The organism is Pediococcus parvulus (assembly GCF_964063155.1).
GTDB classification, from domain to species: domain Bacteria; phylum Bacillota; class Bacilli; order Lactobacillales; family Lactobacillaceae; genus Pediococcus; species Pediococcus parvulus.
Map to the genome: position 1 here is coordinate 1,784,115 of NZ_OZ061292.1, position 11,782 is coordinate 1,795,896.

General features: G+C 38.3%; 12 protein-coding genes. 6 read left to right on the top strand and 6 right to left on the bottom strand.

The genetic code is table 11. From position 1 onward, the window contains the following. Positions 1-5 precede the first annotated feature (5 nt). Positions 6-1,268 carry an ABC transporter substrate-binding protein gene (locus tag AB3217_RS09000; RefSeq protein WP_068806988.1) on the top strand — a complete coding sequence of 421 codons (1,263 nt, stop codon included), beginning with the start codon at positions 6-8 and terminating at the stop codon, positions 1,266-1,268. Positions 1,269-1,717: 449 nt separating this feature from the next. Here the strand turns inward: AB3217_RS09000 and AB3217_RS09005 are convergent, their stop codons facing one another. The 5 genes from AB3217_RS09005 to AB3217_RS09025 form a co-directional block, all read right to left on the bottom strand. Next, entirely contained in the window at positions 1,718-2,674 is a 957-nt protein-coding gene (locus AB3217_RS09005) for a hypothetical protein (protein ID WP_068806986.1), read from the bottom strand. A 27-nt stretch (positions 2,675-2,701) separates the two neighbouring features. Then, positions 2,702-4,735 carry an SEC10/PgrA surface exclusion domain-containing protein gene (locus AB3217_RS09010; protein ID WP_367366013.1) on the bottom strand — a complete coding sequence of 678 codons (2,034 nt, stop codon included), beginning with the start codon at positions 4,733-4,735 and terminating at the stop codon, positions 2,702-2,704. A 162-nt stretch (positions 4,736-4,897) separates the two neighbouring features. Further along, positions 4,898-5,821, bottom strand: coding sequence for a GW dipeptide domain-containing protein (locus AB3217_RS09015; protein ID WP_068806980.1), 924 nt, complete (start codon positions 5,819-5,821; stop codon positions 4,898-4,900). A gap of 145 nt (positions 5,822-5,966) precedes the next feature. Continuing rightward, entirely contained in the window at positions 5,967-6,917 is a 951-nt protein-coding gene (locus AB3217_RS09020; RefSeq protein WP_157077554.1) for a YafY family protein, read from the bottom strand. A gap of 206 nt (positions 6,918-7,123) precedes the next feature. Next, a complete protein-coding gene (locus AB3217_RS09025) occupies positions 7,124-7,534 on the bottom strand; it encodes a Spx/MgsR family RNA polymerase-binding regulatory protein (protein WP_260266720.1) in 411 nt (136 codons plus the stop codon). Between the two features lie 201 nt (positions 7,535-7,735). On the opposite strand from AB3217_RS09025, the gene AB3217_RS09030 reads away from it, so the two are divergent. From AB3217_RS09030 to AB3217_RS09040, 3 genes are all read left to right on the top strand, one after another. Further along, positions 7,736-8,218, top strand: coding sequence for a TspO/MBR family protein (locus AB3217_RS09030; protein WP_068804825.1), 483 nt, complete (start codon positions 7,736-7,738; stop codon positions 8,216-8,218). 301 nt (positions 8,219-8,519) lie between these two features. Then, positions 8,520-9,290 (top strand): tyrosine-protein phosphatase, encoded by a 771-nt coding sequence (locus AB3217_RS09035; protein ID WP_068804828.1) that lies wholly within the window; start codon positions 8,520-8,522, stop codon positions 9,288-9,290. Positions 9,291-9,302: 12 nt separating this feature from the next. After that, positions 9,303-10,079 carry a tyrosine-protein phosphatase gene (locus tag AB3217_RS09040; protein ID WP_367366014.1) on the top strand — a complete coding sequence of 259 codons (777 nt, stop codon included), beginning with the start codon at positions 9,303-9,305 and terminating at the stop codon, positions 10,077-10,079. Positions 10,080-10,126: 47 nt separating this feature from the next. On the opposite strand, the gene AB3217_RS09045 is transcribed toward AB3217_RS09040, so the two are convergent. After that, complete coding sequence (locus AB3217_RS09045; protein ID WP_068806190.1) at positions 10,127-10,384, bottom strand: hypothetical protein; 258 nt, start codon at positions 10,382-10,384, stop codon at positions 10,127-10,129. A 207-nt stretch (positions 10,385-10,591) separates the two neighbouring features. On the opposite strand from AB3217_RS09045, the gene AB3217_RS09050 reads away from it, so the two are divergent. After that, a complete protein-coding gene (locus tag AB3217_RS09050; protein WP_367366015.1) occupies positions 10,592-11,053 on the top strand; it encodes an ASCH domain-containing protein in 462 nt (153 codons plus the stop codon). Between the two features lie 92 nt (positions 11,054-11,145). Then, positions 11,146-11,505 carry an antitoxin HicB gene (locus AB3217_RS09055; RefSeq protein ID WP_260266724.1) on the top strand — a complete coding sequence of 120 codons (360 nt, stop codon included), beginning with the start codon at positions 11,146-11,148 and terminating at the stop codon, positions 11,503-11,505. The last annotated feature ends 277 nt before the right edge of the window (positions 11,506-11,782 follow it).

The following is an 11,782-nucleotide window of genomic DNA, read 5'->3' on the forward strand; positions in this document are numbered from 1 at the left end:
TTATCATGAAAAATCTTCGGCGCACTTTTTTAAGCGTTATTTTTGCTTTAACGCTCGTTTTGACACTCAGCGCTTGTACCACTAAAGAAGCTTCCACTTCCGCATCCCACCGGGTGACCATCACTTTTTGGCATGGCATGACGGGGGTTCACAAAACGGCTCTGAATAAATTAATTAGCAAGTTCAATCATTCGCAAACTAAATACAAGGTTGTGGGCAGTTCTCAAGGCGATTTCACAAGTCTGCAACAAAAAATTACCGCTGCTGCTAAATCCAAAACCTTACCCACAATTTCACAGGCAACTTACACCGAAGTACCCGGTTTTGTTCAAGGCGGTTTTGTGACCTCATTTGATTCGTACATAAAGAAATCTGATTTAAGTGACCTTTATCCAGCTTTTGTTCAGTCTAGTAAGTACCAAGGAAAATATTATTCAATGCCATTTTCCAAATCGGTTCGCGTTTTGGTTTATAACAAAGATCTTCTCAAAAAGTATGGCTTAAGTGTTCCCAAAACTTGGACAGACATCGAAAAAGATGGGATCAAACTGAAGTCCAAAGGAATCACAGCGATTGCCTTTGACCAAACATTTATGAGTGAACTGGATGATTTGGCAAAGCAAGGCGGAACCCCACTCGTTTCAAATAAGCTGAAAGCTGGCATCAACACCACTCAAACCTTAGCTGCCACCCATATCATTTGGGATATGTTGCAAAATAAAACTGCGACCACTGCCGGAACCGATGGCTATGGCAGTGTCCAGTTCTTCGCGGGCAAAACACTCTTTTATAGTGGCTCGTCTGCCGGAATTTCGATCATGACAGCAAGCACGCCTAAAGGCCTTCATTGGGGCACCGCTCCGCTACCAAGTTACAAAGGTAAACGCGCAACATCCCTTGCAGGAAATGACATTGTGATGTTCAAATCAGCTTCAAACGCCCAACGAAAAGGCGCCGCGGCCTTTGTTAAATTTTTAATGAGTAAAAAACAAACTATTAATTGGGCTGAGCAAACGGGTTATGTACCGTTAACTAAATCAGCACAAACGGATCCTGAATATAAACGTTATTTAGCAAAGAGTCCCACTGCTAAGGCTGCTGCGCAATCACTGAGTTTTGGATATCTTGACCCTGCTTTCCTCGGCTATGATCAATATTTAGTAGACTTAGAGAAAGCCACTAGTGAAATTACAGCAAACCATGTGACCCCTGAAAAAGCGATGGGGCAATTACAGAAACAAACCGAAAAAATTCTTAAAACAAAGTAGTATTGATTTTTCAAAAGACTATAGCCTTAAGATAAGAACTTTGAATACTTCTCTTAAGGCTTTTTTTGAATACTAGCTAAAGGTTGAAACTACAAAAACTTATCTTGTTGCTTGATATGAAAACATTCATGGCAGCAAAATTAGATAAAATGTCGCCTTCCAGCAAATTTGGGCTGGAGCTTGGAGCCGCAAGCCACGTCTCCAAGCTCGGCCTTTATCTAAGCAAAACCCGCTAAGATAAACGACACTACTGAGCCCATTTGCTTCCGGACTAAGTGAGCCGCAGGACGGCAATTGAACTACTGATTTTAAAACAGGTCTTTTAAGACTAGTTATTGAAGTAATTTTGATACTTTCAACCTTTAGATACTAGAATAAACAAAAGACAGTGTCATGTTGGACACTGCCTTTAATGAACCTATCTACTTAAATTTTGAAACATCTTTATTCTAGAATGTTTCAATTACCTCTCCCATAGCTTGAGAAATTTCTACTAATTGTTCTTGAACTTCGTATATATCATCATCACTTGAGGTAGGTAAAGCCCTAACTTTTGTAATCATTGCTGACAAATGTGTTTGCTGAGATTTTGAGAAGCGACCCTTGAACAAATTATAGATATTTTGAAATGCTGTAATATTTTTGTTGATACTGCTAGTTGAATTGGCAACATCCTCATTATAGTTGTATATCAATTCATTCCCCATATCGTCAAAGCCTTCAAGGATTGGAGTGCCATATACGCCACCTAAACCTGTACCCTGAGCATAATCTTGAAATGCTAAGTTATAACTACTGAACGATCGAGGTGCATTACCCGCTTTAACATAGCCACTCCAAATCCAGCCTTTTACGCTACCGGATTTAATATACTGATAAGTATACGTCTTACCGTTACTTTTTCTCACAGAAGCCTGCTCAGTTTTCGTGAAAGTTGTATATTTATAATTCTTACCATAATGGGCAACTTTGCTTAATTTTGCAGTGGTATACATTGTCCCACTTGCAACATGGACCTTAGCATCTTTCATGTTAGTCGTTTTTAGCACCACATTTGGTCTCTTTGGTGCTTTTCCATTTTTGACGTAACTGTGCCAGATCCAACCTTTTACACTACCAGATTTCACGTATTGGTAAACATACTTTTTGCCGTTACTCTTTTTAATCGTTGCTTGTTCCGTTCGCTTAAAAGAGGTGTATTTGTAATTTTTAGCATAATGAGATACTTTGCTAAGTTTAGTTGTGCTATACATTGTGCCCTTAGCAACATGAACGGTCGTGTCCTTAATATTTTTGTACTTTACGCTGGTTACTCTAGTACTTGCTTGTACATTATTTGTAAGTCCAGTGGCGCTAAACCCCAGCAAACTTAAACCAACAACTGCTCCTAAAATCGCTTTTTTCATATCTTTCTTCACCTATTTTTTTTGAATTTAAATTCTGCGTTTCTTATCAAGTGTTCCAAGGCCGATTAAGCTTAACAGTGCCATCCCAATCAAAACTAAGTAACTTTGGTTAGCGTCATCAGTTTGTGGTAAAGCTTGGCTCTTTGATTGATTATTAGACGCTAATTTCTGAGTTTGCCTATTAGAAACTCCATGGTCGTACCAAACAACCTGTTGAACATTACTATTAGATCCTGACTTCTTTAAAACTAATGTTTTCTGTGCAGCGGCATTTTGGCGTTTAGCCAAATTCGCTTTAGCAACTGACAGCTTAGTTTCAGCAGTAGTAAGAACAGCTTTTGCGACCTTCAAAGCTTCTTGAGCAACTTGATCAGGCGCAATTGTTTTAGCATAAGCAGCTTTAGCAGCTACCAAATTGGTCTGGGCATCAATGACAGCTTGTTTAGCAGTTGCCAAATTAGCATCAGCATTTTCTAAATTGCTTAAATACTGTTCAGCAGTCTTTTGGGTCTGTTTAGCGGTTGTCAACACCTTATTAGCAGCATTAACTTTCGCTTGAACTGCTGACAAGATTGCCTTTGCAGATTTCAAGGCAGCATTTGCAGTAGTCACTTTTTTCTGTGCGACAACTAGATTTGCTTTGTCTTTCTTTAGCGTAGCTGTGTCAGCAGCACTTAAACTACTTGAAGTGCTTTTTAGGACCGGGGTCGTTTGATTATCGAAGAATTTTGAACTGGCAGGGATTTCAGTACCATAACCACCAGTACCACCTCCACCAAAATCATTTCCAGATGCAGCGGCAGCTACTTTAGCCGCGTCAAAATTTATAATGAAGTTCAAATGCAATGTGCCGTAGTTATCAAACGTTGCACCAAGATACTCGCCTTTCACATCTGCAGACGCTTTACTACCCAATAGGTCACCACGTACGTAATCACTAGCTTGTAAAGCGTATTGAACAGCTTCGAACGCAGCTTCTTTCAAATCCGCCATAGTTAAATTTTTTGTTGAGTAAAATGTCCAAAGTGGATAATCCCAATCATCCACATAGCTTTTATACTTACCAAAATAATCTTTGACAGCGGTAGATTTGATACCTGCTGAAGTAAGATCAGCATCATTCCAGACCGAACTGTTCATTTCCGCAGTGTCGCCCTCTTTACCAGCATTGTATTTTTCTTTTTCTTCTTGAGCAACCTCTAACTGGATTAATTTTACTGAACCATCACTGACTTTAACGGCTTCTGTACCAACCTGAGCACGAAGCGCATTGATAACACCAGCAGTAAACGTGGTTAATTCTTTTGCTTGAGCAGTGGTCAATTTGCCAACATTAGTAATTTTTTCATTTTTATCAGCAGTGGTTGCCTTGTAATCCGTAATTTTGGCAGTTTTGTCAAAACTTTTAACTGCAGTATCAAGGTTATCACGCGCGGTATCATTAGTTATATCACTAAGGTACTTTTTGTAGGCATTAATATAACTCTTTGCTAAGGTAATGCTGGCTTTTTCTGTACTAGTCTTAGCTTCAATCTTGCTGATTTGGCTATTAATTGTATTTACTGCACTTTGCGCACTAGATGCCGCACTACTTTTAGCTGCTACGTCAGCCTTGGCAGCAGATACTGGAGTTTGTGCGACTGAAACTGCCTGTTGTGCAGCACTGGTTTCACTTTTTGCACTTGAAACTGCCACTTGTGCTTTAGTAATTCCCTCAGAAGTGGCTTCACTTTTATATTGTTCTGCCGCCGATTGTGCTGAAGACGCAGCATCAGCACTACTACTTGCTTTTACAAGCTGTGTTTTGGCAGCCGATTTACTTGCTGCCGTTGAATTTGCCGTACTTTGAGCTGCATTTTTAGCAGCTTGGGCTGTGGCAACAGATTTTTGAGCCCCTGAAACGGCACTCTTATCTTGAGTAGTTGCCTCACTGGTAGTCTTTGCACTTGAATCTGTTGAGGGTTTGGTATCCGCCTTAACTGAATCAATACTTGTTGCTGTTGCAGCTACGCCCGCGATCATGGCTGCTGTTGCTAAAGTGACTAATTTTTGTTTTTTCATCATTGAACTCCTCCTTGTAGTTGGTTATTTATGTATAACCTTTTAAAGGATACAAAAAGTGCTCGACACAATGTGGCAAATTACAATTATTTAAAAATAAAATCAAAATAATTTTAAATCCAAGCAAAAAAGCGATCTAAGTCGATCGCTTTTCCAATACTTCTACTTAATATTAGTTAAATTACCGCCATAGATCCAACCAATTTCTTTACCGTTAACGTAACAACGATAATAAGGTGTTTTGGTTCCTGCACGAACTGCCTGCTTATTAATTGTTACCTTGCGATCGCGGTAAGTTTTTCCATAATGCAACAACTTTGTTTTATAAACACTGTAAGTCAAATGATTATAGAAATTATTTTTAGGAGTTGCAATTACCGTTGCAGTTTTCTTAACTGTTTTGTAAGTGGCTTTATTCACAACTGCAGAATAATAAATCCAACCAATTAACTTACCTTTGTAGTAACACCGATAATAAGGCGTTTTCATACCTTTCTTTATGCCTTGGTCATTAATTGTAATTGTTTTACCGGCATATGTTTTACCATAATGAACACGTTTTGTAGCATACTTGCTGCCTGGTACATGATTGTAGAAATCATGACCTGGTGCTAGACGGACTTGTTTCGTTAATGCCTTTTTTGTATACTTGACCGAAACAGATTTCTTTGTAGTCTTTTTTGTTGACACTTTCGCATAGTAAACTGAATAATCATCCGTTCCATTAAAAACTAATGTATAACCAGTTCCTGAAGCATTTTCTTTAAACGTTGCTGAGGTTGCTGATGACGCATAACCTGTCACTTTTGGCATGCTTACTGTTTTCGTTTCACCAGCCTTTAAAGTCATCGAAGAAAACCATACAGTTTTCTGAATACCGCCAACGGAACAAGTCAGACCTTGTTGAAATTCAGTCCCCGCTTTTCCAGATATATATTCTGGCGTGGTAGCCGCCTGTACACTTGTTTGCATGTTTGATGTATTAGTAACTGCAGTTGTGACACCGGCGCCCAATCCCATTAACGTAACTCCTGTTAATAAACTGATCAACATTTTCTTTGAAATTGTTTTTGTATTTTTGAACATAGAATCTCCCCTTTTTGGTTAATTACGATAACTTACAAGTGACATCATACAAAAGACTCCCGACATAACATGTCATTTTGCGAACAACTTTAAAATTTTCCAAACAAAAAACACACCATTTTCATGATGTGTTTAACAATTCGATTTATTCAAGATACTGATCACGAGCAGCGGTCAATTCATCACGTATCCTTTTCACTAACGACGGTGGGGACACCACTTTCAAGCCAGGTCCCTGACTCATTAACCAAAACATCGCCCCACCAACTTTAACGTAGGCTTCGATCAGTAGACTGCCATCCGCATACTCTTTAAGAACATGAGCATCCGGCAAAGCATCCAAAGCAGTCCCCTTGTAATTCCGATAAATAAACTGGATACGCGTTAATGTACCGTTGTCCTCAAGATACGTCTGATGGTGATAATCTTGTAAGGAAAACCGCTCCGCATAATCAAGTTTGTCACCTTTTTTGGCTTCTAAAATTTTGACAACTCGATCCAGCCGATACAACCAATAGCCGCCATGTTGCTCACTTAACATGACCACATAAAAATAATGGGTCTGAAAGGTTATCGCAACTGGTTGAGCCCTATGCTTTATCGGATAATCTTGTCCAGGCGCGCTACTATGGTACATAAAAACTAGCTTTTGATTATTGGCAATATACATCGTCATTTCACGGAGTTGTTTCAGTAACGGCTTAGGTGTTGACAGCGGCACATAGCTTCCACGAGGAATCGTGAGCTGTTGATGCAGCTCTGCTTGCATTGCCGGTGGCAGACCTGAACTTAAGAATGTCAACGTGTCGCTCAACTCATCTTGCTTCAATGCCCGACTTCCTAACAGAATGTGGCTCGTCGCTAAAACCATTTCAAAATTCTTTTGCTCACTTTTTTGAGCTAATCGATAGGTATCATCGGCAGTTTTTTCAATCTTGCCGGCATCGCACTCCGCTAAAGCACTTCGAATATAAGAAATATCTCGTTGGAAAGTACGCGTGCTGACGCTAAACTTATCCGCAAACTTTTTAAACGATAACGCCTCTCCATTCATAAGTCTAATCAATAGTTCAGCCACTCGATAATTACTTTCCATTATTTCCACTTCCGTTCGAATTGTTGTCAGTTACTGAACTAGCATAGCCAACTTGATAACCTTTTTAAGTTAAACGATCATTAAATTCTATCTATTTTATCATAAAAATGAACTACTTTGTTTATGATCGCGTCAAGTTTCTAACAAATCACAAAATAAACTCCCCAAAAATTTATTTTAGGGAGTTTTATAAAAATCTTCTAGTTTTAAGCGTCATGTAAAACTTCCAGCATTTGAGCAAAAGTCACGCGTCTAGTTTCTCTTGGGATAAAGCTTCGAATTTCATCTTCGTTAAAACCAACTTGTAACTTATTATGGGTGAAAATAATTGGTTTTTTGATCAAACTTGGATAATTCACTAACAACCGGTGCAATTCAGTAATTGTGAGTGAATCGATATATTTACGGCCAAATTTTTTAAACATCTTAGATCTTTCCGAAATGATTTCATCGGCGCCATATTCTGTCAGTGATAAAACTTTTTTTAAAGTATCTAACGAAATTGCCTGTGAAACAACGTTAACTTTATTGTAGGCTAAATTATGTTCATCTAACCATTGACATGCTCTCCGTGCTGAACCACAACTTGGACCCCATAAAACTGTTATTTTTTCCATGCAAAACGCTCCTTTAAAATTTAGTTATAATTACCATAAGTAGAATTATAGACTAAACAATTAGTTTTGTCTACTCTTTTTTATAACTAATTGTATAAACTCAACCAAGATTAATTTATTGAGCATTTTTCTTTAGGGTAAATAATAACGTTGTTAAACTTTAGATATCAACTAAACCAGGACATAGGAGGATTTTCATATATGGAAACAAAAAGATCATTTAATTGGAAAGCGTTGTTACTTTTCATTGTCGGCGTCGAAGTACTTGGAAGCCTATCTTCTTTGTTTGCCGGAAATATCAAAGAAATTTATAATTCACTGTCCCTCCCACCACTAGCACCACCAGATTATCTTTTTGGAATCGTTTGGCCACTCCTTTATTTGTTAATTGCAATATCTGGCTACCTTATTTACCAATCAATTGCTTTTAAAGGTGAAAAAACAACAAGTTACCTATTGTTTGCCGTTCAATTAGGCCTAAACTTTGTTTGGAGTATTGTTTTCTTCGGTGGAAACTACTATTGGGTTGGCGTTGTGATTGTGATTATTTTGGATTTGGTCGTGCTAGGTTGCATTTTACAATATTATAAAGTTAACCGGGCTGCCTCAGTCTTACTAATTCCCTATCTAATTTGGATCTTGTTTGCAACTTACTTAACGATTGGTGTTGCAGTTCTCAATTAAAATGCCGTCAAAACGTGGCTGAATGCGAGTTAACAAACCTTTAAATCTTTCGTCACACAATATTCATAAATAGAGGGTATTATAATAAACATAGATAAGAGCTAAACAACTTTATCTATATGAAAATAGCATACTCCTCCAAAGTTACTATATTTCATTGTTTTTCATGATAACAACCTACTCCCCTATATAAAGAGACCGGTCAGTGATGATCGGGTCTTTTTTTGTTTACAATTTGATTTTTAAACGAACCAATTCATATTTGGTATAATGAAGCCAATGATAGTTTGGAGGGATCAAAGTGAAAAAAGAACGCTTATTAGATATCGACGGTAGTGTCAACTTTCGTGAACTCGGCGGATACACCACGCAAGATGGCCGCACAATTAAGTGGCAAAAGCTATTGCGATCTGGAGATCTCAGCCGTTTAACTGCTAAAGATGTGAAAAAATTGGCTAATTATGGGTTGCACTACGACATTGATTTACGGTCGCCTTCTGAAGCTAGCTGGTTAAAGGACCGTTTACCAGATAACACCATCTATCGTTCTTATCCAGTCTATCCAATTGCCCAAAATGACCACTCTGACCTTCCAAAGGTACCGGAAAATTCAGACAATGCTGATTATTCGCATCCATACGCACTCATGATTTTAAATCCACAAAGTCAGTTAGCTTTCAAAACAATGTTTCAAGATATGCTGAAAAATGATCAGCCAAAGCAATCACTTCTTTTTCACTGTGCTGCTGGCAAAGATCGAACTGGTGTTGCTGGATTTTTAATTCTAACTGCTCTTGGAGTAGATTACGACACCATCAAACAGGATTACATTTTGACAAACATTGTTTACAGCACCTCTGATCAGGACACTTTGCGTAAACGTCTGCAAAATGACAAAGCAGAAGAGTTTGTCAATCAAATGAATGCCGCATTTCAAGTCCAAGGTGACACACTTGATGTGGCCAAGCAGGCAATTCTTGATAATTACGGTGACTATGGTAACTATTTTGTTAAAGCGATGGGATTGTCTGAAGCTGATTTAAATGATTTAAGAAGAATTTATTTAACTTAAAGAAGGCACATTATGAAAAAGCAGCGCGTTTTACCTATTGAATCGGGTTTAAACTTTCGCGAACTTGGGGGATATCCCACGCGCAATGGGAAAACAATCAAGTGGCAAAAACTGCTACGATCCGGTTATCTTTCTGTGCTCAAAAAAGAGGATCGCAACTTTCTTTTGAATTATGGGCTGCGGTATGTGGTCGATTTGCGATCCGATTATGAAATTACCCGTAATCCGGACCCACAAATGATCAATGTCAAACAAATTTCAGATTCGGTATACCCGTTTAGCAACCATTCTTCTACTAGCTTGAAACAATTTTCCAAAAATCTCTTTCAAAAAAACAAAACTGAAAAACCAAGTGCACTTAGTGATCCCTATGAATTAATGGTTTTAGACAATCACGCACAGAGCGCTTTTCGCCAATTATTCCAAATCCTTTTGAAAAATGATCAGCCAAATGAATCCGTTTTGTTTCACTGTGCAGCGGGAAAAGATCGAACAGGAATTGCCGGCTTTTTGATTTTAAGTGCTTTGGGTGTTGACCAAGATACGATTGAAGAAGATTATTTACTTTCAAATAAGGTCCTTTTTGGTACCCGAACAGTTAAAACTGAAACAACCAATAATGCCGCTATTGATCGAATGAATCAGGCACGCAACGTTGACTTACACAGTTTACGGTTAGCCAAAATGGCAATTGAAACAAAGTATGGCGGTATGCATAAGTACTTAAACACCGCAATGATGCTTTCCGATGAAGATATTGCTGAACTGCAACGTTTATATACAGAATAAAAAATGGACCCGGAAAAGTTTGTATTTTCCGAGTCCATTTTGGATTTTTAAACAAATACTAGTAACACAACTGCCAATAAGAATGCCACTCCGAGAAACGCTGCAGAAACAGCTTCCCAACGATTTGCACCTTTCATGTCTACTCGAAGGCCAAATAAAACACTAAAGGCTAAAATAAGAATCAACATTTTTTCGATTTCTGAATAATCATTACTTCTTTGAAAGTATCCCGTAAACCATCCCACAATGCAGGCAATCACGACAACAACTGCGATGCCAAAATCCGTCCAGTACTTTGTGCGCATGTGATCACATCCTATGTTTTAATATTGCTTCTATACTACCTTACTTGTTGGTTGAATAGCAATTATCAGCATATTGCCAATTTAAACAGAATGCCACTTTCTTTCATTTTGTTTGCACTCAAAACCTATCGATTCGTTGCGTTCACTTTTCTTCATTCACGTGCTACACTACAGTCAACAAATACTAATAGATAAGGACTGATTAACATGGCTACAACTGCCGAAAAAATTTGGACCGCCTTTTCCGAATCCCATCACCTTACCAACACTACCTTTCAAACTCGCTGGTTTGGTGAACAATCCAATCCAACCGAAGTTCAAGACTTAACTGACAAAATTCTTGCTGGGGACAAAATTTCCACTTCTAAACCTTTAGGCTACTATTCATCTGAGGGTGAACAGATTCCTCAAGTTGGTGACTACTATGTCCTTTTAAACGCCGACATGCATCCTGTTGGTATCATTGAAACCGTCGTCTCCGAACTGGTTCCCTTCTTCCGCGTTTCTGCCGAACATGCATACAACGAGGCTGAGGGTGACCGGACCCTCGCGGATTGGCAAGAACGCAGCAAAGAAAAGTTTGCTAAGCAAATGAAAAAATATGATCGTACTTTTTCTACAAATGATCCCGTCGTTTGTGAAGAAATCAAACTCGTCTTTAAGGTTTAGTTATAGAATTCATATGAATTTACTTATCAAAAAGATGTATGTATAATACACATTATAGAAATCCACTCTGAAGAAAAGATAGGAGAATGTGTATGAAAATTTATCCAGCTGTTTACTCTGTTCAAAATGGAATCGTTGAGTTACTTATTCCAGATTTTCCGGGCATGTTAATTGAAGGTGAAAACCTTGTTAAGGCAACCGAAAAAGCTGAAAAGCAAATTACTGCCCAAGGAAATTTGCCTGAACCTTCCGTTATGAACAATAATCATTTAGTGGAAGGCGAACACATTATCATGTTACCAATTAACGAATACGCGGGCAAAAGCACCAAACGGATTCGTCGAAATGTGACGATCCCTCAGTACTTAAACGATTGGGCCAAACAAACGGGTATAAACGTTTCTCAAATTCTCACAGAAGCTTTGGACAAAAAATTTAAAACAACCGAATAAATACCTCAATCCAAGAATTTCTTGCAAAAGAAGTTCTTGGATTCTTTGTGTCCATTAATTTTCTAATTAAGTGTAGTAGCAAAAAATAAAATTGTAACGAGTTTTCAAACAACAACTGCAACGGCTCCAAAAGATAGTTGCAACTCATCCTCTTGAGAAATGGATACAATGTTTCAATACACTCGCAACTAGTCGTCCGCTTTGATAACATCAGAACGACAATCAAAAAAATATTGAGTTTCCACTAGTTAGAAACCCGCTTCAACTGAAACTGATG